Source organism: Paractinoplanes rhizophilus (genome assembly GCF_042664765.1).
GTDB classification, from domain to species: Bacteria; Actinomycetota; Actinomycetes; order Mycobacteriales; family Micromonosporaceae; genus Actinoplanes; species Actinoplanes rhizophilus.
Genome location: NZ_JBHTBJ010000003.1, coordinates 234,474 through 254,872, shown reverse-complemented (window position 1 = coordinate 254,872; position 20,399 = coordinate 234,474). Strand labels below are relative to the sequence as shown.

Sequence of the window (20,399 nt, the reverse complement as noted above, 5' to 3'; positions counted from 1 at the left end):
ATCCACACGTTCGAAATCAGGGGAGCGCGGCCTCCCACCCGCCCGGCACAATCCTCCTATGCCGCTCACCCACACTGTCGGCCGACTGACGATCACCGCGCTCGAGGATGCGGCCGGCCCGTATTTCATGCCACGCGACCGGGCGTTCCCCGATGCCACGGCCGAGCAGTGGGCGGCGGCCGACGCCGCCGACCCGGCCGCGGTCACCACCGACGGCGAGTGGTGGTTGCGTTTCACCAGCTATGCGATCCGGCTCGGCGACGGCCCGGTCACCCTCGTCGACGCCGGCATCGGCCCGGCCGGCGCGCTGGCCGCCGACTGGGCCCCGGTCCCCGGCCATCTCCCCGACGAGCTGGCGGCGGCCGGCATCGCCCCCGGCGACGTCACCGCGATCGTGCTGACCCACCTGCACAACGACCACATGGGCTGGGCCGTGCCGCGCGACTCGCCGTTCACCGCGGCCCGCGTGGTGGTGCAGCAGGCCGACGTCGATGTCTACAAGGCCAACCGCGATCGGGCCGGCCAGTTCGACCTGCTGATCGAGCCGCTGCTGGCCCAGGGCCGCCTCCAGGTCCTGGCCGGCGACGCGCCGCTCTCCCCCGGTGCGCGCATCGTGGCAACGCCCGGCCACACTCCCGGCCACCAGTCCGTCCTGGTGGAGGACGACGACGACGCCCTGCTGATCACCGGCGACCTGATGGTGCACATGCTCCAGGTGCTGCACCCCGGCCTGGCCTATTCGGGCGACACCGACCCCGAGGAGGCCCGCGCCACCCGGCAGCGCGTCCTCCGGGACGCGACCGAACGAGGCGTCACCCTGGCCGTCTCGCATCTGGGGCCGGCCTTCCACCGCCCGTAAGCGGCTGCCGAGGGACTGCTGCCGCGGCCGCGGCGGTCGCCCCTGCCGGGTATGACCGGCCGCGCCACACGAACTCATCGGACGGCGGCCACGTCGCATACCCACGACGTGGCCTTTCCCGTACGCGTCGATCAGAGGCTGGCGACGTCCGCCTGCTTGGCGCGCACCGCCTCGGCGGCCTCCTTGAGGCCGGCGAGCTCGGTGTCGGTCAGCTTCTCCTCGACGACCCGCTTGATGCCCTCGCGGCCGATCTGGGCCTCGACGCCCAGGTAGACGCCGGAGATGCCGTACTCGCCGTCGACCCACGCGCAGACCGGGAGGGTCTCGCCGGAGTCCTCGATGACGGCCTTGGCCATCCGGGCCGCGGCCGCCGACGGCGCGTAGTACGCCGAGCCGGTCTTGAGCAGCGCGACGACCTCGGCGCCACCGTTGCGGGTGCGCACGACGAGCTCCTCGATCTTGTCGGCCGGGAGCAGGTCGGCCAGCGGCTTGCCGTCGACGGTGCAGCGCGACGGGACCGGCACCATGGTGTCGCCGTGCGAGCCGAGGGTGAGCGCCTTGACCGTCCTGACCGGCACCTCGAGCGTCTCGGCGATCGAGTTGGTGAAGCGGGCGGTGTCGAGCACGCCGGCCTGGCCGAAGACGCGGTTCTTGGGGAACTGGGTGGCGATCTGGGCCAGCGCGGTCATCTCGTCGACCGGGTTGGAGACCACGATGACGACGGCGTTCGGCGCGTACTTCGCGATGTTCTCGGCGACCTGCCGCACGATCTTGGCGTTGACCTCGAGCAGGTCCATCCGGCTCATGCCCGGCTTGCGCGGCAGGCCGGCCGTGACGACCACGACGTCCGAGCCCTCGATCGCCTCGTAGCCCTCGCCGTTCGGGCCGGTGGTGACGCCGACGACCTTGGTCTCGAAGCCCTCGATCGGGCGGGACTGGTTCATGTCGAGAGCGAGACCGGCCGGCTTGCCATCGATGATGTCAGTGAGCACCACGGTGTCGAAGATGTCGTACTCGGCCAGACGCTGTGCGGTCGTCGACCCGTAGAAACCGGCGCCTACGACGGTTACCTTCTTGCCCATTGCTGTCCACTCCCAGTCTCCGGGACGATTTTCCGGACCGTATCAGTCGGTTGACGCGGTATTTCCCGCTGGTCGGGCTAACGAGAACTAAGCCACTCGGCACGCTCGACCACGTTCGTGAGCAGCATCGCCCGGGTCATCGGGCCGATGCCGCCGGGCACCGGGACGAGGGCGCCGGCCACCTCCCGTACGCCCGGATCGACGTCCCCGGTGTAGCGGCCCTTGCCATCCTCCCCCACCACCCGGGTGATGCCGACGTCGACCACCGTCGCGCCCGGCCGCACCATGTCGGCGGTGATCAGCCCCGGCACGCCGGCCGCCGCCACGACGATGTCGGCCCGCCGGGTATGCGCGGCGAGATCGACGGTGCCGGTGTGGCAGAGCGTGACGGTCGCGTTCTCGGTGCGGCGGGTCAGCAGCAGGCCGAGCGGGCGGCCCACGGTGGTGCCGCGGCCGACCACGGTGACCTCGGCGCCCTTGAGCGGCACGTCGTTGAGGCGCAGCAGGTGCACGATGCCGCGCGGGGTGCCGGGCAGCGGCCCGTCGAGGCCGAGCACGAGCCGGCCCAGGTTGACCGGGTGCAGCCCGTCGGCGTCCTTGTCCGGGTCGATCGACTCGAGGATCCGGCCGGTGTCCAGGTGCCTCGGCAGCGGGAGCTGGACGATGTAGCCGTGGCAGGCGTCGTCCTCGTTGAGCTCGGCGACGACCGCCTCGACGTGCTCCTGGGTGGCGTCGGCCGGCAGGTCGCGACGGATCGAGGCGATCCCGACCTCGGCGCAGTCGCGGTGCTTGCCATCGACGTAGGCCCGGGAGCCGGGGTCGTCGCCGACCAGGATGGTGCCGAGGCCGGGCACGATGCCGCGCTCGCCGAGCGCCTTGACCCGCGCGCGGAGGTCGTCCTTGACCGCGGCAGCGGCCGCCTTGCCGTCGAGGATCCTCATGTCAAATCCCTTTATCCGGAAACAATGGCGCCGTGCGCCGAGGCGAACAGCGCCGCCTGCGCCAGGTCGATCTTGGCGCCGCCGAGGTCGACGCCGCGAAGCTCGACCCGGTCGAGGTCGGCGCCGCGCAGGTCCGCGCCCTTGAGCACGGCGTCCTTGAGCCGGGCCCCGGCCAGGTCGGCGCCGCGCAGGTCGGCCCGGGTCAGGTCGGCGCCCATCAGGTCCGCCTCCCGCAACCGTAGGCCGCCGAGCCTCGCCGCGGTCAGATTCTGTCCCCGCAGCGACACGAATCCCCAGTCGCCGCCGTCCACCGTCATCGGCCGCAGACCGCAGTCGACGAACTGGCTGCCGGTCAGCTTGCAGCCGGTCAGCGTGGCGTCGAAGAAGTTGCAGCGCTCCAGCGTCGACTGCATGATCGCCGTCCGGTCGAGCGTGGCCGCGTTGAAGCGCACGTTGCCGAAGGTGCAGTGGGTGAAGACGCAACCGGTGAGCCGCGCCTCCGACCAGTCGACGTCGTGGAACGCGCAGTCCTCGTACCGGACGCCGTTCACCTCTTCCAGCGCCCAGTCCTCGCCGGAGAAGGTGACGTCCTGAATGAGGTCCGTCATGTCAGTGGTAGAAGTGCCGCGTGCCGGTCAGGTAGACGGTCAGCCCGGCCTTCTCGGCCGCCTCGATCACCAGGTGGTCCCGGATCGAGCCGCCCGGCTGCACCACCGCGGTGACGCCGGCCGCGATCAGCACCTCGAGCCCGTCGGGGAACGGGAAGTACGCGTCGGAGGCCGCCACGCTGCCCTTGGCCCGCTCGGCGCCGGCCCGGTCGACCGCGAGCCGGGCCGAGTCGACCCGGTTGACCTGGCCCATGCCGATGCCGACCGTCGCGCCCGCGTGGGCGAGCAGGATCGCGTTGCTCTTCACGCTGCGAATGGCCCGCCAGGCGAACGACAGGTCGGCGAGCAATTCCGGCGAGGCGGGCTCACCGGTCGCGAGCGTCCAGTGGGCCGGGTCGTCGCCGGGCGCGTCGATCCGGTCGGCCATCTGCACCAGCACGCCGCCGCCGACCTGCTTGATCTCGGCCGGCGCCGGCCTCCACGCCGGGGCGACCAGCACCCGCAGGTTCTTCTTCTCGCGAAGGATCTCGACGGCCTCGTCCGCGTAGGACGGCGCGACGACCACCTCGGTGAAGATCTCGGCGATCTGCCGGGCCAGCTCGACGGTCACCTGCTGGTTGACCGCGATCACGCCGCCGAAGGCCGAGACCGGGTCGCACTCGTGCGCCTTGCGGTGCGCCTCGGCCACGTCCTTGCCGACCGCGATGCCGCACGGGTTGGCGTGCTTGATGATCGCCACGCACGGCTCGGCGAAGTCGTTGGCGCTGCGCCAGGCGGCGTCCGCGTCGACGTAGTTGTTGTAGGACATCTCCTTGCCGCCGAGCTGCTCGGCCTGGGCGAGCCCGGCCGGCGCGTTCGGGTCGACGTAGAGCGCGGCCTGCTGGTGCGGGTTCTCCCCGTAGCGCAGCGTGCTCTCCCGCTTGAGCGCGATCCCCGCGAACTCCGGCCACGCTGCGTCATCACCGGCGCCTGGTCCTACGGACGGCGCGGAGAACCCGCGCCCCTGCGGGGCGAGTGTCGTCGCACACCAGTTGGCGACGGCCACGTCGTACTCCGCGATGTCCGCGAAAGCGCGGGCGGCGAGGTGCTTGCGCTGGGCGAGCGTGAAACCGCCGTCGTTGATCGCGCTCAAGATCAGCGGGTACGCGTCGACAGAGGTCACCACCGCGACGGACGGGTGGTTCTTGGCCGCCGCGCGGACCATCGCCGGGCCGCCGATGTCGATCTGCTCGACGCACTCGTCGACGCTCGCGCCACTGGCCACCGTCTGGGTGAACGGGTACAGGTTGCTCACCAGCAGGTCGAACGGCTCGATCTCAAGCTCGGCCAGTTGCGACTCGTGGGCCGGCAGGCGCAGGTCGGCGAGCAGGCCGGCGTGCACCCGCGGGTGCAGCGTCTTGACCCGGCCGTCCAGGCACTCGGGGAAGCCGGTCAGCTCCTCGACCCGGGTCACCGGCACGCCGGCGCCCTCGATCGTGGACGCGGTCGAGCCGGTCGAGACGATCTGGACGCCGGCGCCGTGCAGCGCGGTCGCGAGCTCGACGAGGCCGGTCTTGTCGTACACGCTCAGCAGCGCCCGCTTGATCGGCCGCCGTCCGTTGGAGCTCACGGGATCCGTACCTTCCTGTTCTCAATCGTCCAGCCCCCGCGCACCAGGCGGCCGACGTAGTCGACCAGCTGGGCGCGCTCGGCCACCTTGATGCGCTCGGTGAGCGTCTCCTCCGTGTCGTCGTCGAGCACGGGGACGGCCACCTGGGCGATGATCGGGCCGGTGTCGACGCCGGCGTCGACGAAGAAGAGGGTCGCGCCGGCGATCTTCACGCCGTACGCGAGCGCGTCGCGCGGGCCGTGGATGCCAGGGAAGGATGGCAGCAGCGCGTTGTGGGTGTTGATGTACCGGTCGCCGAACGCCGCGAGGAAGGCCGGGCCGACCAGCTTGAGGAAACCGGCCGAGATCACCAGGTCGGGCTTGAACTCGGCGACGTGCGCGGCGAGGGCGACATCCCAGTCCTCGCGCGACTCATACGCCTTCACCGCATCGACGAAGGCCGGCACGCCGGCGGCGGCCGCCCGCTCGAGCCCGGCGATGCCGTCACGATCGGCGCCGACCGCCACGACCTGGGCGCCGTAGGCCGGGTCGGCGGTCGCGTCGAGCAGGGCCTGGAGGTTGCTGCCCGATCCGGAGACGAGGACGACCAGGCGGGCGGGCGCGGGGTCGGTCACCCCAGCACCCTATCTCCGTGGCCCCGATCACTACGTTTTGGGTCGTGGGGCCTGGGGTCGTGGGGCCTGGGGTCCTGGGGCCTGGGGTCGCGGGGCCTGGGGTCGCGGGCCGAAGGTGCGGGCGGCGGCCGCGCCGATCGCGGCCGAGACGCCGATCACCGCGGTGGCGATCAGGCCGACCTGCCATGGGTCGGGGCCGATCGTCGCGAGCCGCCCGTCGCCGAGCGGGCCGCCCGAGGCCCGGCACAGCACGCCCAGCATCAGACCGGCCGCCGGACCGGCGAGCAGGCCCCCGCCAGCCACCAGCGACCACGGCGGATCCGCCCGATCACCCTCGCGGTTGAACCGCAGCACCAGCAGCCAGCCGGCCGCCATTCCGGCCAGCACCGGCACGGTCAGCAGCACCGCGCCGGCCGCGCCCATCGGCCCGTCCGGCAGGCCCGCCAGCAGCGGCAGCGTCGGCAGTGGACCGGCGGTCACCTCGGTGAGCCGGATCGCCGAGCCGGTGCCCAGCGCGAAGCCCGGCCCGAGCAGGTAGGCGGCCGCCCAGACCGCCGCGTTCCCGCCGTAGGCCAGGCTGAGCAGGGTGATCCCGGCCTGGCCGGCGACGCCCGTACGGTAAGCGGAGATCGTGTCGGCCGCCTGGCCGCCGCCGAACGCGACCGACAGGCCGGTGACAGCCGCGCCGGCCGCGAGCACGAACAGCGCGGCCATGACCCCGGTGCGCAGGCCGGCCCGCAGCGGCCCGGGGGTGCGGCGGGCCAGCGCGCTCAGCGCGTCGGTGCCGCGCAGCGCCCCGGCGAGCGCGCCGATCAGGCCGAGCACGAAGAAGTTGATGGCGGCGCGGGCCGGGACGACCTCGGTGCCCTTGCCGTCGACGGCGAGCGCGGCCACCGAGCCGAGCAGCGAATACATCAGCGCGATGCCGCCGCCCACCAGCAGCGTGTCGCCGACGCGGCCGGAGCGGCGGGCGCCGATCGCCCTGGTCACGTGCAGGCCGGCCCGGTTGAGCCGCCAGATGACCAGGAAGGTGAGCAGCAGCGGCGGCAGGCCGAGCGGGCCGATCGACGTGCCGATCGGCACGCCGTGGCCCAGCAGCCAGCCGGCCAGGCCGGCGTGCGCGGCGCCGCCGAGGCCGCCCTCGCCCTCGAGGGTGCGGGCGAGGCCGATGACGGCGGCGACCGGGATATAGCAGAGGACCGTGGCCCACAGCGTGGCGAAGGCCACCGCGATCGGCAGCGGCGCGCGGCGGGCCGGTCTCGCCGGCGGGCGGCGCTGGCCGGGCACCTTGACCGTCGGGCGCTCGCCGAGCCCCTTGTCGCCGACCACGACGGTCTGATGATCGACCGCCTCGGTGGGCCGATCCCGTTCCACCGGCTCGGTCGGCCGATCCCGCTCCACCGGCTCGGTGGGGCGATCTCTTTCCACCGGCTCGGTGGGCCGGCCGACCGGGACGGTCTCGCGCGCAGAGACCTGCGCCGCCTCGGCGACCGCGAAGGGGTCGTCCAAGTCGTCGGGACGGTCGGTTGGGGTCGGCATCGTCGCTTACTTTTCCACGCCGAGCGACGACCGGCGACGCAGATGCGACGGCGCGCCGCCAAACGAGTGGCGGCGCGCCGGGGTTACGCGCACCAAATCAGCTCATGACCTCGCGCATGAGCCGCGCGGTCTCGCTCGGGGTCTTGCCGACCTTGACGCCGACGGCCTCCAGGGCCGCCTTCTTGGCGTCGGCCGTGCCGGCCGAGCCCGAGATGATCGCGCCGGCGTGACCCATGGTCTTGCCGGGCGGGGCGGTGAAGCCGGCGATGTAGCCGACCACCGGCTTGGTGACGTTGGCCTTGATGAACTCGGCGGCCCGCTCCTCGGCGTCGCCGCCGATCTCACCGATCATGACGATCGCGTCGGTGTCGGGGTCGTTCTGGAACGCCTTGAGCGCGTCGATGTGGGTGGTGCCGATGATCGGGTCACCGCCGATGCCGACGCAGGTCGAGAAGCCGATGTCCCGCAGCTCGTACATCATCTGGTAGGTCAGCGTGCCGCTCTTGCTGACCAGGCCGATGCGGCCGGCCGGGGTGATGTCGGCCGGGATGATGCCGGCGTTGGACGCGCCCGGCGACGCGATGCCCGGGCAGTTCGGCCCGATGATGCGCGTCTTCTGCCCGCGGTCGATGTTGTACGCCCAGAACGCGGCCGAGTCCTGCACCGGCACGCCCTCGGTGATCACCACCGCGAGGGGGATCTCGGCGTCGATCGCCTCGACGACCGCGGACTTGGTGAACGCCGGCGGGACGAAGATGACCGACACGTCCGCGCCGGTCTCCTTGATCGCCTCGGCCACGGTCGCGAAGACCGGGAGCTGGGTGCCGTTGAACTCCACGGTGGTGCCGGCCTTGCGCGGGTTCACGCCGCCGACCACGTTGGTGCCCGCGGCGAGCATCCGGCGGGTGTGCTTGGAGCCCTCCGAGCCGGTGATGCCCTGGACGATGACCTTCGAGTCCTTGGTGAGCCAGATAGCCATGACGTCACTTCCCCGCAGCCGCGAGCTCGGCGGCGCGCTCGGCCGCTCCGTCCATCGTGTCCACCCGCTGGACCAGCGGGTTGTTGGCGCCGTCGAGGATGGCCCGGCCCTCCTCGGCGTTGTTGCCGTCGAGGCGCACCACGAGCGGCTTGGTGACCGTCTCGCCGCGCTCGGCGAGCAGGGCCAGGGCCTGGACGATGCCGTTGGCGACCGCGTCGCAGGCGGTGATGCCGCCGAAGACGTTCACGAAGACCGACTTGACCGCCGGATCGCCCAGCACGATCTCCAGGCCGTTCGCCATCACCTGCGCGCTCGCGCCGCCGCCGATGTCGAGGAAGTTGGCCGGCTTGACCCCGCCGTGCCGCTCGCCCGCGTACGCCACCACGTCGAGGGTGGACATGACCAGGCCGGCGCCGTTGCCGATGATGCCGACCTCGCCGTCCAGCTTGACGTAGTTGAGGTTCTTGGCCTTGGCCGCCTGCTCCAGCGGGTCGACCGCGGACTGGTCGACCAGCGCCTCGTGGTCGGGGTGCCGGAACGCCGCGTTCTCGTCCAGCGTGATCTTGGCGTCCAGCAGCAGCACCCGGCCGTCGCCGACCTTGGCCAGCGGGTTGACCTCGACCAGCGTGGCGTCCTCGGCCACGAAGGCCTGCCACAGCTTCACGGCGATGTCCACGATCTGCTCGGTGACCTCGGCGGGGTACTGCGCCGCCGCGACGATCTCGCGCGCCTTCGCCTCGTCGACGCCCTTGCTGGCGTCGATGGCGATCTTCGCGACCCGGTCGGGCTGCTCCTCGGCCACCGTCTCGATCTCCATGCCGCCGGCGACGCTGGCGATGCAGAGGAACGTGCGGTTGGCGCGGTCGAGCAGGTAGGAGAAGTAGTACTCCTCCTTGATGTCGGCCGTCTCGGCCAGCATCACCTTGCCGACCGTGTGGCCCTTGATGTCCATGCCCAGAATGTCGGTGGCGCGGGCCTCGGCCTCGTCGGCGCCGTCGGCCAGCTTGACGCCGCCGGCCTTGCCCCGGCCGCCGACCTTGACCTGAGCCTTGACGACGACCTTGCCGCCGAGCCGCTCCGCGATCGCGCGGGCCTCCTGCGGGGTCTCGGCGACGCCGCCGCCCAGCACGGGCAGCCCGTGCCGTTCGAACAGGTCACGCCCCTGATACTCGAACAGGTCCACGTGTCTCCTTTCGCTCGCGACGCCAAGCGCCGGCAAGCCGCACCGTTGCGTCCCGACCTGTGTGCGCGGCGGCCTTGTTGGCGTCGCCGGCGGAAGAGTCTCCGGGCCCGAGGGGCCCTCTTCCGCAGACTAGCGACCTGCACAGGCGCTCTGTAGCGGCGGGTGCGCGGTGTGCAAGACCGCACACCACCCACCCCTCGAAAAAGTCGGACGGCTTCGCGTAACCGGGCCCGGAAGGCGTCGTTGAGTGTGATGTCGGAGCGCTACGGCGGACCGAATGCGATACGGCCGATGCCCTGTCGGTCGAGGGGTGGCGGCGGGGCATCGTGCATGGAGAGGCCGGGCGTGTGAGGGGTGCGTCCGGCCTCTCCCCTTGCCATTTGAGCTGCTAGGACACCGGGGTCGGCACATTGGCGCGTACCCATTCGATGATGGATGCGGTGGTCGCGCCCGGGGTGAAAATCTTGGCGACGCCGAGACCTTCCAATTCGGCAATGTCGTCGGCCGGAATGATGCCGCCGCCGAATACCACGATGTCACTTGCGTCACGTTCCGCCAGCAGTTCGATTACCCGCCGGAACAGCGTCATGTGCGCCCCGGACAGAACGGACAAACCGATCGCGTCGGCGTCCTCCTGAATGGCGGTCTCGACGACCTGCTCGGGCGTCTGGTGCAGGCCGGTGTACACGACCTCCATACCCGCGTCACGCAGCGCGCGGGCCACCACCTTGGCGCCGCGGTCATGCCCGTCCAGCCCCGGTTTCGCGACGACGACCCTGATCCGTGCCTGCATACCGACCCTCCGTGTCCGGCGAACCCCGTTGTCCTGAACGAACGGTAACCCGCCGCGCGGCGGCGGGGTAGGCGGCTCCGGGTAACTGAGATCACCTTCGGTGACCGGAAATGTATTCAGAGTGACTTTGACATAATGGTTCTCGTCCAATCACACAGCGTGTGCGACGTGGTACCAAATTCGGACATTAGCTGCGCAATGCGGACCGGGAACTGTCAGCGAATTGGCGCTGCGACTTGTGACACGCGACCCGTTTCGTTACCGTGGCTCCCGGCTGTCATCCGGTTAACCCCGATCCGACAGCTCGGTCGGCCACCGTTCACCTCGAATTGAGGCGGGCGCAACCGGCCGACGCATTGCCATCGACGGAGGGTTTGTTCGTGCGCCAGCGCTTGTCGTCTGAGCCCGACCGGTATCGCGGCCGACGCCGCGTACCCACCCCTCCCCGCAGCCGCTACGCGGTTGTCACCACCGCCGCCTTCATCGGCGCCGGCGTGGTCGCCATCGGGGCCGGGAATCTGCCGGACCACAAGGACATCAACCCCGAGGTTCTGCAGGGTCTCGAGAGTGCGCACGTCGCCAGCGACGCCCTGGCCGCCCGCGACGACAACAACAAGGCCTCTCGTGGCGAGGACCGCGGCGCGGTCAGCAAGACCAAGGTCAGCGCCGAGCAGGCCGCGGCCGACGTCTGGCTGCTGCCCCTCGAGGACTTCACCTACACCTCGCCGTTCGGGGTCCGCTGGGGCAAGCTGCACGCCGGCATCGACCTGGCCGCTCCCGAGGGCATGCCGTACAAGGCGGTGCACGCGGGCAAGGTGATCCAGGCCGGCTACTACGGCGGCTACGGCTACGCGGTCACCGTGCGGAACGCGGACGGCACCGAGGTCATCTACGCGCACTCCCGGCGCGTGCTGGTGCAGGTCGGCCAGGAGGTCAAGGCCGGTCAGGTGCTCGGCGAGGTCGGCAGCACGGGCAACTCGTACGGCACTCACCTGCACGTCGAGGTGCACGTCAAGGGCCAGCCGATCGACCCCATCCCGTTCCTCCGCGACCGCGGCGTCGACATCAAGCTCCAGGTCGAGTCGGTGTACGCCGGCATGGCCGCCGCCGCTTCCTGATCTCGCACCCCGACCGGACCTCCACATCGAGGGCGTCCGGACTAGATCTTCTCGATCGGGGCGTGCCGGAGGATCAGCCACATCACCTGGTCACCGAAGTCGATCTGGGCGCGGGCGCCCGGCCCCTGGCCCTCGACGGCGAGGACCCGGCCCAGCCCGTACCGCTGATGGTTGATCCGGTCGCCGACCGCCACCTTCGGCGCCTGCGGCAGCTCGCTGGCCGTCGCGAGCTTGCTCGCGTCGATGCCCAACCGGCTCGCCAGCTGCTGCGCCTTCGGCGTGCCGCCGGCGAAACCGCCGCCGCGGCCCCGGTCGCTGTAGCCACGGCCGGCGCCGCCGCGACCGCCCACGCCGCCGCCGGTGCCCGACCATGACGTGTACGCCCCGCCCGTGCGCTCCCAGCGGACCAGCTCGGGCGGCAGCTCGTCGGTGAAGCGGGACGGCGGGTTGTACTGCGGCTGGCCCCACGCGCCGCGGGTGACCGCGCGGGAGAGGTAGAGCCGCTGACGGGCGCGGGTGATGCCCACGTAGGCCAGGCGGCGCTCCTCCTCGAGCTCGGTGTTGTCCCCGAGCGCGCGCATGTGCGGGAAGACGCCGTCCTCGAGCCCGGTCAGGAACACCACCGGGAACTCGAGGCCCTTCGCCGTGTGCAGCGTCATCAGCGTGACCACGCCCTGGTTGTCCGGGTCGTCGTCGGGCAGCTGGTCGGCGTCGGCGACCAGCGCGACCTGCTCCAAGAAGCCGGCCAGCGAAGCGGTGACCTCCTCGCCCTCCTCGGCCTGCGCCTCCACCCGCTCGGTGTACTCGCGGGCGACACTCACCAGCTCTTGCAGGTTTTCCACCCGGCCCTGGTCCTGCGGGTCCAGGCTCTCCTCCAGCTCGCCGAGCAGGCCCGAGCGCTGCAGCACCGCCTCGAGCACCTCCTCCGGCGGGGCGGTGGCGGCCAGCTCGCGCAGGTCGTCGAGCAACCGCACGAAGTCGGCGATCGCGTTGGCCGAGCGGGCGGCGATGCCGGGCGCGTCCTTCGCGTGCCGCAGCGCCTGGCCGAACGACAGGCGATCGCGGGACGCCAGCGCCTCGACGCACGCCTCGGCCCGCTCGCCGATGCCGCGTTTCGGGGTGTTGAGCACCCGGCGGATGCTGACCGTGTCGTCGTCGTTGATCACCGCGCGGAGGTAGGCCAGCGCGTCGCGGACCTCCTTGCGCTCGTAGAAGCGCACGCCACCGACCACCTTGTAGGGCAGGCCGACCCGGATGAACACTTCCTCGAAGACTCGGGACTGGGCGTTGGTGCGGTAGAACACCGCCACGTCGCCGGGTCGGATGCCGTCGCGGTCGTGCAGCCGGTCGATCTCGCGGGCCACCCAGTCGGCCTCGGCGTGCTCGGTGTCGGCGACATAGCCCACGATCTGCTCGCCGGGGCCCTGGTCGCTCCAGAGCCGCTTGGGCTTGCGCGACGGGTTCCGCTCGATCACCGCGTTGGCCGCGGACAGGATGGTCTGGGTGGAGCGGTAATTCTGCTCGAGCAGAATGGTGCGGGCGTCGGGGTAGTCGCGCTCGAACTCGAGGATGTTGCGGATCGTGGCGCCGCGGAACGCGTAGATCGACTGGTCGGCGTCGCCCACCACGCACAGCTCGCCGGGCTCGACGTCCCCATCCGACCGCCCCGCCACCGCCCCTGACCGGACTGAAGACTCCGCTGAAGCCCCCACCAGCTCCTTGACCAGCGTGTACTGCGCGTGGTTGGTGTCCTGGTATTCGTCGACGAGCACGTGCCGGAAGCGCCGGCGGTACGCCTCGGCGACGTGCGGGTGCGACTGGAACAGGTGCACCGTCGCCATGATGATGTCGTCGAAGTCCAGCGCGTGCGCCTCGCGCAGGCGGCGCTGATACAACTCGTACGCCTCGGCGAGCGCCCGCTCGTGCGGCCCCTTGGCCTTGGCCTTGAACTCCTCCGGCTCGACCAGCTCGTTTTTCAGGTTGGACACTTGGGCCGCCAGGCCCCGGGCCGTGTACCGCTTGGGGTCGAAGTCGAGCTCGCGGATCACCAGCTGCATGAGCCGGCGCGAGTCGTCGGCGTCGTAGATCGAGAACGTGCTCTTGAGCCCCGCGTGATCGTGCTCGGCCCGCAGGATCCGCACGCACGCGGAGTGGAAGGTCGACACCCACATCAGCCGCGCCCGCGGGCCCACCAGATGGGCGACCCGCTCCTTCATCTCGCCGGCGGCCTTGTTGGTGAAGGTGATCGCGATGATCTGCCCGGGATGCACGTCGCGGGCGGCGAGCAGATAGGCGATCCGGTGGGTGAGCACCCGGGTCTTGCCCGAACCCGCCCCGGCCACGATCAGCAGCGGCGACCCCGCGTGGGTCACCGCGTCGCGCTGAGGACCATTCAGCCCGGTGAGCAGCGACTCCGGGTCGGGCCGCCGCTTTTTGGGCGCCTCGCCCTCCCGCACGGCGGGCATGGCGAAGAGGGAGTTGGCCTGGGGTTCAGAGGAAGCTCGCATCGCGCTGGCAAGTCTAGGCCCACCCACCGACAAGATTTCCGCCGTCACCGCTCCGCCCGGAAGTGGCGCGGCGGAAGTGGTGCGGCGGAAACGAGGGTCTGTTTCAATCAGCGCACAACGGTGGTCCGGCCGAGGAGGCGCGGTGCGGGACTTCACGGGGCCGCACTACCGTGCGCGGCACGTCGGCGGGACGATCCTGGCCTTCGTCGTGGCCATCTCGGTCGGCGGGATGGTCACCGGAAAGGCGGACCCCGTCCGGGTGGTCCCGGCGGTCGCGGCGCCGATCACGGCCGGGGCGGCGCCCGGACACGACTCGGTGCAGGAGCTGCTGAGCAAACAGGCCGCGGCGCTGAACCGCGGCGATCTGGGCGGTTGGCTGCGGCCCGTCGCGCCGGCGCTGCGCCAGCGTTATCAAAACCTCTTCCGTACGCTGCGAGCGCTGAACGCCACAGTGGACTACCGCGTCGTCGACGGCGGCGACGTGCGGCTCACCTACTGCTTCGCCGGGCCGAGATGTCCCGCCGACTCGCCCCGGATCGCCCAGCGGCCACTGGTCAAGAACGGTCAGATCACCGCGCTGGGCAAACCGGCCAGGCCCACCGCCCTGCAACCCACTCCGTGGGAGCAGGGCGACCTCGTCTTCGCCCGGGGCAAGCGGGTCACGGTGGGTGCGCCCAAGGCCTTGCGGAATCGGCTGACGGAAGTGGTCGCGCTCGCCGATCAGGCCGCGGCCGTCGATGACAAATTCGCCGCGTACGCCGGCAATCGCCAGCCCCGATACCGCGTTTTCCTGGCCACGGGCAAGCTCTGGCGCACCTGGTACGGCGGGAAGGCCACCCCGTGGGCGGTCGGCTACATGCAACCGCTGGGCCGGGCCGGCGGCGACGTCGTTATCAACCCCAGTCGCTTGACCAGCCGAACGGCCCTGAAGGAGGTCATCCAGCACGAGCTCGGACACGTGGCGACAATCGGCGGCGTACCGACCAAACACGAGGATATGTGGCTGGTCGAAGGTGTGGCCGAATACATCGGGATGCAACCGGCGCGCGCGGCCGACACGTACAGCAAAAGGGCCTTGCGCCGGACCACCCGGCTGAACCCGCCGCCGCTCCGGGACGGAGCGGGCGAAAAGGAGGTCTCGGCCTTCTACGCACAGGGGCACTTCGCGGTGGACTGCCTGGTCACGAAGTTCGGCGAAGCCCGTGCCATGGAGTTTGTCCGGCTTAAGCTGCGGCTGGGGAATTCGCTGGATATGGCCGCCCGCAGCGTGTTCGGCGTGCCATTCGGAAAGGTCGACGCGACCTGCGCCGATTGGATAAGCAATCTAGTTGTCACCCGCCGGTAGTAGCGCTCACCAGCGTCTATGCAGCAGGCTGTCGGGAACCACCAACTTGATCGGGAGACCGACACCATGGACAGACGCCGAGTGCTGCGCCACCTCGCCGCACCCGCTCTTGCCTTCGCCCTTGTCACCACGCTGCCCGCGGCCCGACCGGCCGTCGCTCCGGCAGATTCGCCGGCGGAGTTCAAGCCGGTCACGGTCGCCTACCAGACCGGCCACGGTGCCAAGAACAACGTCGTCAAGGGCCAGTTCCTGAGCTACAACGACTTCCACGGCGCGATCGACCCGCCCGGCGGCAGCGGCGCGGTCGTGAACGCGTCCGGCACGTCGACCCCGGCCGGCGGCGTCGAATACCTGGCCACCTACCTCAAGAAGCTGCGCGCCGAGGCCAAGTCGCAGGGCCGCCAGACGCTCACCGTCGGCGCCGGCGACCTCATCGGCGCGAGCCCGCTGGTCAGCGCGGCCTTCCACGACGAGCCGACGATCGAGCTGATGAACGAGGTCGGCCTGCAGGTCACCTCGGTGGGCAACCACGAGTTCGACGAGGGCGTGGACGAGCTGAAGCGCATGCAGCGCGGCGGCTGCCACCCGGTCGACGGCTGCCAGGACGGCGACCCGTTCCGCGGCGCCAAGTTCACCTACCTGGCGGCGAACACGATCAACAACAAGACCGGCCTGCCGATCCTGCCGCCGATCGACATCAAGCTCGTGGGTGGCGTGCCGGTCGGCTTCATCGGCATGACGCTCGAGGGCACGGCCAGCATCGTCAACCCGGCCGGCATCAAGAACGTGCACTTCGCCGACGAGGTGAAGACGGCGAACACGTGGAGCAACGTGCTCAAGCTGTTCGGCGTCAAGGCGCAGGTGCTGCTGATCCACGAGGGCGGCGTGCAGGGCTCGGCCACCCCGACCCCGGGCGTGTCCGACTGCTACAACTTCTCCGGCCCGATCATCGACATCGTCAAGGGCCTCAACCCGGAGATCGGGCTGGTCGTTTCCGGCCACACGCACCGCTTCTACACCTGCTCGCTGCCCAACGCCAAGGGCACGTCGGTGGTCACCAGCGCCGGCACCAACGGCCAGGTGATCAGCGACATCGACTACTCGATCGACAAGCGCAGCGGCCGGTTCAGCGAGATCACCGCGCGCAACGTGATCGTCGAGAACGGCGTCTCGGACGGCGCCGGCGGCTGGCTGAAGGACGCGTCCGGGGTGTACCTGAAGAACCCCGCCACGGTGGACAAGAACGCCAAGAAGATCGCCGACAAGTACCGGACGGCGGTCGCCCCGATCGCGAACCGGGTCGTGGGCCGGGTCACCGGTGACATCACCCGGGTCAACACGGCGGCCGGCGAGTCGCAGCTCGGTGACGTGATCGCCGACGCCCAGCTGGCCCGCACGGTGGGCGACGGCGCTCAGCTCGCGCTGATGAACCCGGGCGGCATCCGCGCCGACATCGACGCCGAGGCGACCCCGGGCGGCGAGGCGGTCGGCGAGATCACCTACGGCGAGGCGTTCACCATCCAGCCGTTCAACAACCTGGTGGTCACCCAGACCCTCACCGGCGCCCAGCTCAAGGACGTTCTCGAGCAGCAGTTCACCGGCTACCAGGGACAGACGACCACGAAGATCCTCCAGGTGTCGAACGGCTTCACCTATACCTGGAGCGCCTCCGCCCCGCTCGGCTCGAAGATCAGCAACCTCGCGCTGAACGGCACGCCGATCGACCCCGCGACCAGCTACCGGGTCACCACGAACGACTTCCTGGCCAACGGCGGCGACGGCTTCACGCTGCTCACCGGCGGCACCGACCGCACCACCGCGCCCGGCTTCGACGTCGACGCGCTGACCGCGTACCTCGGCAGCAATTCGCCGGTCGCCCCCGGCCCGGCCGACCGCATCACCACGATCGCCTGAGCACCACGATCGCCTGAGCACCACGGTTCACCAGCGATCCGTTCGGGCCCGCCGGAGCGGGGGCGGTTGTCGATCGCGTCCCACGGTTCGGGCGGATTCCTTGCGGATCGGTTCCGGGCGGGGGCATACTCGCCTCGTGATCCAGGCGCGATTTTTTTACTACGGCACCGGAAGTCCGGCGACCGTAGGGCGCGTCTGAACGACAGACCTACATCAAGCCCCGGGCTTCACCGCCCGGGGCTTGATGCTGCCCGGGCCGGGTCGACCGGGGCGCGAGCACCCGAGGAGCACGACATGACCGCCGACGTGGTGGACCAGACGACCGGCGCGGGCGAGCCTCTGGCCGCCGACGAGATCCGCGCCATGCGGGAACGCATCGACGAGATCGACCAGGCCATCATCGACCTGTGGCTGGAGCGTGCCCGCCTCTCCCAGGCAGTGGGCAAGACCCGCATGGCCAGCGGCGGCACCCGCCTCGTGCTCTCCCGCGAGCGCGAGATCGTCGACCGCTTCCGCGCCGCCCTCGGCCCCGACGGCACCCAGATCGCCCTGATGATCCTCCGGGCGGGCCGCGGCCCACTCTGACCGGGCCAGCTACGAGGCACTGGTCGCCCGATCGCCACGCTCGGTCGCCGATTTCTGGTCGCCGACGTCTGGTCCGCGCCTGGTCGCGCAGCTTCTGTCGTCAGTTGGTCGGGCGGGCACCCGACATTTCCGGTAAATCGGAACGGCGTGGCGGAGCGTCGTCCAGCTTTGATGAGGTGCCGTCCACACGAAACGCGAACTCATCAAGGTCGCGACGCGGTGACGGCGGGCGCTTCTAGCACTGATGAAGTACTGCTCGCGCAGTGCACGAATTCATCAAGATCGCCTCGGGGCAGCGGGAGCAACGCCCAACGGGCGAGCAGGGTGAGCGCGCCCAACGAGGTGAGCGCGCTCAACGCGGTCAGCGCGCCGCACAGGGCGAACGCGCCGCACAGGGCGAACGCGCCGCACAGGGCGAACGCGCCGCACAGGGCGAACGCGCCGCACAGGGCGAACGCGCCGCACAGGGCGAACGCGCCGCACAGGGCGAACGCGCCGCACGCGGCCGGCGCGCCCAACGGGGTGGAGCGTCGGTGGAGGGGTAGAAACGTCGGCGGAGGGGTGGCGAACGGGTTGGGCGAGTCGCTGGGCCGGTCGTTGGCGGACGGCCCGGTGTTGCACTCAGCCGGGGCCCCGCGAAGGGAACTGTGCCCCGACTCGTACCAAATGCTTCCCGGCCGTCAATAGCGGTGAATCACGTCGCGGATCTCGGCGTAATGGCAGGCCGAAGGGTGGGTCGAGCGCTGCCGGATCTGCAGCAACGGCTCGTGGTCGGCGCAATACGGCTGGGCCTTCCAGCAGCGGGTGCGGAAACGGCAACCCGACGGCGGATCGGCCGGCGACGGGACGTCGCCGTCGAGGACGATGTGGTCGCGGCGGCCGCGCAGTCGTGGGTCCGGGACGGGTACGGCGGAGAGCAAGGCCTGCGTGTACGGGTGGGTGGGCTGCTCGTAGATGGCCATGTGGTAGCCGGTCTCCACGATTTTGCCGAGGTACATCACCGCGACCCGGTCGGAGATGTGGCGGACGACCGAGAGGTCGTGCGCGATGAAGATGTAGGACAGGCCCAGCTCGCGCTGCAGGCGCTCGAGCAGGTTGATCACCTGGGCCTGGATGGAGACGTCGAGGGCCGAGACCGGCTCGTCGCAGACGATGATCTCGGGGCGCAGGGCGAGCGCGCGGGCGATGCCGATGCGCTGGCGCTGGCCGCCGGAGAACTGGTGGGGATAGCGGTTGATGTGGTCGGGGTTCAGGCCGACCAGGTCGAGCAGCTCCTGGACGGCCCGGGCGGCCCCGGCCGGCGGGACGGCGTCGGGGTGGATCTCGAAGGGCTCGCCGATGATGTCGCCGACCGTCATGCGGGGGTTGAGCGACGTGTACGGGTCCTGCAGCACCATCTGGATGTTGCGGCGCGCCCGGCGCAGGGAGTGGCCGGACAGCCTGGTCATGTTCTCGCCCCGCACCATGACCTCGCCGGAGGTCGGCTTCTCGAGCCCGACCAGCAGCTTGGCCAGGGTCGACTTGCCGCAGCCGGACTCCCCGACGATGCCGAGCGTCTCGCCGCGCCGCAGCTGGATGTCGACGCCGTCGACCGCGCGGACGGCGCCGACCTTGGACTTGACAACGATGCCCTGGGTGATCGGGAAGTGCTTGACCAGGTTGCGGGTCTCCAGCACCAGGTCGGAAACGTCAGACACCGAGGACCTCCCGGATGAAGTGGCAGCGGGCGATGCGGTGCTGGGCGATCCGGTACGCGGGCGGCTCCTGCTGGCCGCAGACCGGCCGGGCGTACCCGCAGCGGGGGCGGAAGGGGCATCCGGCCGGGATGTCGGTGAGCGCCGGCGGCAGGCCGGGAATGACGTTGAGCTGCCGGCCCTTGAGGTCGAGTCGGGGGATCGACTCCAAGAGCGCTTTCGTGTACGGGTGCGCGGGGCGCCCGTAGATCTCGTGCACCGGCGCCTCTTCCACGACCTTGCCCGCGTACATGATCGAGATCCGGTCGGCGACGTCCGCCACCACGCCCATGTCATGCGTGATCAGGATCAGGCCCATGTTGCGCTGCCGCTGGAGCTCGGCCAGCAGGCCCATGATCTGCGCCTGGACCGTGACGTCGAGCGCGGTGGTCGGCTCGTCGGCGATCAGCACCTCGGGGTCGAGGGCGAGCGCCATGGCGATCATGACGCGCTGCCGCATGCCGCCGGAGAACTGGTGCGGGTAGTCGTTGATCCGCTCCCGGGCGGCCGGGATGCGCACCTGGTCGAGCAGCTCGATGCTGCGCTGCTTGGCGTCCTTGCGGGACATGCCGCGGTGCTTGCGGAACAACTCGGCCATCTGGAAGCCGACCGAGTAGACCGGGTTCAGTGCGGACAGCGCATCCTGGAAGATCATCGCGATGCGGTTGGCCCGCACCTTGCGGCGGTCCTCCTCGGTCAGGCGCAGCAGGTCGACGCCGCGGTAGAGCACCCGGCCGCCGGTGATGTGCGCGGGCGGCGTGTCCAGGATGCCCATGACCGCCTGGGCGGTGACCGACTTGCCGCAGCCCGACTCGCCGAGCAGCGCCAGCGTCTCGCCGGGGTTCAGGTAGAACTCGGCGCCGTTGACCGCCTTGGCCACGCCGTCGCGGGTGCGGAACTCGACGTGCAGGTCGTCGACGTGCAGCAGCGGCGCCCGCGGGTCGAGGCCCGGGAGCACGTCCATCTGTGCCTGGATGTCAGTCACCACGA

Annotated in this window: 18 protein-coding genes; 5 read left to right on the top strand and 13 right to left on the bottom strand. The window is 70.8% G+C overall.

Annotated elements, in window-relative coordinates; translation table 11 throughout:
• The first annotated feature begins 58 nt into the window (after window positions 1–58).
• On the top strand, window positions 59–859 hold the full coding sequence (locus ACFQS1_RS07065) for an MBL fold metallo-hydrolase (protein ID WP_378965314.1): 801 nt from the start codon (window positions 59–61) through the stop codon (window positions 857–859).
• 131 nt (window positions 860–990) lie between these two features.
• Here ACFQS1_RS07065 and mdh read toward each other — a convergent pair whose 3' ends face one another.
• The 9 genes from mdh to ACFQS1_RS07020 form a co-directional block, all read right to left on the bottom strand.
• Window positions 991–1,941 carry a malate dehydrogenase gene (gene mdh / locus ACFQS1_RS07060; protein ID WP_378965312.1) on the bottom strand — a complete coding sequence of 317 codons (951 nt, stop codon included), beginning with the start codon at window positions 1,939–1,941 and terminating at the stop codon, window positions 991–993.
• A gap of 77 nt (window positions 1,942–2,018) precedes the next feature.
• Window positions 2,019–2,882, bottom strand: coding sequence for a bifunctional methylenetetrahydrofolate dehydrogenase/methenyltetrahydrofolate cyclohydrolase (locus ACFQS1_RS07055; protein WP_378965311.1), 864 nt, complete (start codon window positions 2,880–2,882; stop codon window positions 2,019–2,021).
• 11 nt (window positions 2,883–2,893) lie between these two features.
• Entirely contained in the window at window positions 2,894–3,490 is a 597-nt protein-coding gene (locus ACFQS1_RS07050; RefSeq protein ID WP_378965310.1) for a pentapeptide repeat-containing protein, read from the bottom strand.
• 1 nt (window position 3,491) lies between these two features.
• Entirely contained in the window at window positions 3,492–5,099 is a 1,608-nt protein-coding gene (purH, locus tag ACFQS1_RS07045) for a bifunctional phosphoribosylaminoimidazolecarboxamide formyltransferase/IMP cyclohydrolase (protein ID WP_378965309.1), read from the bottom strand.
• A complete protein-coding gene (purN, locus tag ACFQS1_RS07040; protein ID WP_378965307.1) occupies window positions 5,096–5,713 on the bottom strand; it encodes a phosphoribosylglycinamide formyltransferase in 618 nt (205 codons plus the stop codon). Before purN ends, purH begins: the two co-directional genes overlap by 4 nt.
• A 30-nt stretch (window positions 5,714–5,743) precedes the next feature.
• Window positions 5,744–7,252 (bottom strand): cell division protein PerM, encoded by a 1,509-nt coding sequence (locus ACFQS1_RS07035; RefSeq protein ID WP_378965306.1) that lies wholly within the window; start codon window positions 7,250–7,252, stop codon window positions 5,744–5,746.
• Between the two features lie 97 nt (window positions 7,253–7,349).
• Complete coding sequence (sucD, locus tag ACFQS1_RS07030; protein WP_378965305.1) at window positions 7,350–8,231, bottom strand: succinate--CoA ligase subunit alpha; 882 nt, start codon at window positions 8,229–8,231, stop codon at window positions 7,350–7,352.
• A gap of 4 nt (window positions 8,232–8,235) precedes the next feature.
• Window positions 8,236–9,414: an ADP-forming succinate--CoA ligase subunit beta gene (gene sucC / locus ACFQS1_RS07025; protein WP_378965304.1), complete on the bottom strand. Its 1,179-nt coding sequence runs from the start codon at window positions 9,412–9,414 to the stop codon at window positions 8,236–8,238.
• A 388-nt stretch (window positions 9,415–9,802) separates the two neighbouring features.
• On the bottom strand, window positions 9,803–10,207 hold the full coding sequence (locus ACFQS1_RS07020; protein ID WP_378965303.1) for a cobalamin B12-binding domain-containing protein: 405 nt from the start codon (window positions 10,205–10,207) through the stop codon (window positions 9,803–9,805).
• A gap of 380 nt (window positions 10,208–10,587) precedes the next feature.
• On the opposite strand from ACFQS1_RS07020, the gene ACFQS1_RS07015 reads away from it, so the two are divergent.
• On the top strand, window positions 10,588–11,325 hold the full coding sequence (locus tag ACFQS1_RS07015) for a M23 family metallopeptidase (RefSeq protein ID WP_378965301.1): 738 nt from the start codon (window positions 10,588–10,590) through the stop codon (window positions 11,323–11,325).
• Window positions 11,326–11,366: 41 nt separating this feature from the next.
• Here the strand turns inward: ACFQS1_RS07015 and pcrA are convergent, their stop codons facing one another.
• A complete protein-coding gene (gene pcrA, locus ACFQS1_RS07010; protein WP_378965299.1) occupies window positions 11,367–13,832 on the bottom strand; it encodes a DNA helicase PcrA in 2,466 nt (821 codons plus the stop codon).
• A 208-nt stretch (window positions 13,833–14,040) separates the two neighbouring features.
• On the opposite strand from pcrA, the gene ACFQS1_RS07005 reads away from it, so the two are divergent.
• The 3 genes from ACFQS1_RS07005 (at window position 14,041) to ACFQS1_RS06995 (ending at window position 17,676) form a co-directional block, all read left to right on the top strand.
• The gene (locus ACFQS1_RS07005) at window positions 14,041–15,177 is read left to right on the top strand and encodes a hypothetical protein (protein WP_378965297.1); all 1,137 of its coding nucleotides are present in this window, start codon (window positions 14,041–14,043) and stop codon (window positions 15,175–15,177) included.
• A gap of 66 nt (window positions 15,178–15,243) precedes the next feature.
• Complete coding sequence (locus ACFQS1_RS07000) at window positions 15,244–17,091, top strand: bifunctional metallophosphatase/5'-nucleotidase (RefSeq protein ID WP_378965296.1); 1,848 nt, start codon at window positions 15,244–15,246, stop codon at window positions 17,089–17,091.
• A gap of 294 nt (window positions 17,092–17,385) precedes the next feature.
• Complete coding sequence (locus ACFQS1_RS06995) at window positions 17,386–17,676, top strand: chorismate mutase (protein ID WP_263022359.1); 291 nt, start codon at window positions 17,386–17,388, stop codon at window positions 17,674–17,676.
• Window positions 17,677–17,879: 203 nt separating this feature from the next.
• Here ACFQS1_RS06995 and ACFQS1_RS06990 read toward each other — a convergent pair whose 3' ends face one another.
• The 3 genes from ACFQS1_RS06990 to ACFQS1_RS06980 form a co-directional block, all read right to left on the bottom strand.
• A complete protein-coding gene (locus ACFQS1_RS06990) occupies window positions 17,880–18,194 on the bottom strand; it encodes a hypothetical protein (RefSeq protein ID WP_378965295.1) in 315 nt (104 codons plus the stop codon).
• A 162-nt stretch (window positions 18,195–18,356) separates the two neighbouring features.
• Complete coding sequence (locus tag ACFQS1_RS06985) at window positions 18,357–19,373, bottom strand: ABC transporter ATP-binding protein (RefSeq protein ID WP_378965294.1); 1,017 nt, start codon at window positions 19,371–19,373, stop codon at window positions 18,357–18,359.
• A complete protein-coding gene (locus tag ACFQS1_RS06980) occupies window positions 19,366–20,397 on the bottom strand; it encodes an ABC transporter ATP-binding protein (protein WP_378965293.1) in 1,032 nt (343 codons plus the stop codon). Before ACFQS1_RS06980 ends, ACFQS1_RS06985 begins: the two co-directional genes overlap by 8 nt.
• Between the last annotated feature and the right edge of the window lie 2 nt (window positions 20,398–20,399).

What these genes read in the sequence shown, in the direction of transcription:
- ACFQS1_RS07065 (WP_378965314.1), top strand. Translation starts at nt 59, where the DNA reads ATGCCGCTCACCCACACTGTCGGCCGACTGACGATCACCGCGCTCGAG.
- mdh (WP_378965312.1), bottom strand. Translation starts at nt 1,941, where the DNA reads ATGGGCAAGAAGGTAACCGTCGTAGGCGCCGGTTTCTACGGGTCGACG.
- ACFQS1_RS07055 (WP_378965311.1), bottom strand. Translation starts at nt 2,882, where the DNA reads ATGAGGATCCTCGACGGCAAGGCGGCCGCTGCCGCGGTCAAGGACGAC.
- ACFQS1_RS07050 (WP_378965310.1), bottom strand. Translation starts at nt 3,490, where the DNA reads ATGACGGACCTCATTCAGGACGTCACCTTCTCCGGCGAGGACTGGGCG.
- ACFQS1_RS07035 (WP_378965306.1), bottom strand. Translation starts at nt 7,252, where the DNA reads ATGCCGACCCCAACCGACCGTCCCGACGACTTGGACGACCCCTTCGCG.
- sucD (WP_378965305.1), bottom strand. Translation starts at nt 8,231, where the DNA reads ATGGCTATCTGGCTCACCAAGGACTCGAAGGTCATCGTCCAGGGCATC.
- ACFQS1_RS07020 (WP_378965303.1), bottom strand. Translation starts at nt 10,207, where the DNA reads ATGCAGGCACGGATCAGGGTCGTCGTCGCGAAACCGGGGCTGGACGGG.
- pcrA (WP_378965299.1), bottom strand. Translation starts at nt 13,832, where the DNA reads ATGCGAGCTTCCTCTGAACCCCAGGCCAACTCCCTCTTCGCCATGCCC.
- ACFQS1_RS07000 (WP_378965296.1), top strand. Translation starts at nt 15,244, where the DNA reads ATGGACAGACGCCGAGTGCTGCGCCACCTCGCCGCACCCGCTCTTGCC.
- ACFQS1_RS06995 (WP_263022359.1), top strand. Translation starts at nt 17,386, where the DNA reads ATGACCGCCGACGTGGTGGACCAGACGACCGGCGCGGGCGAGCCTCTG.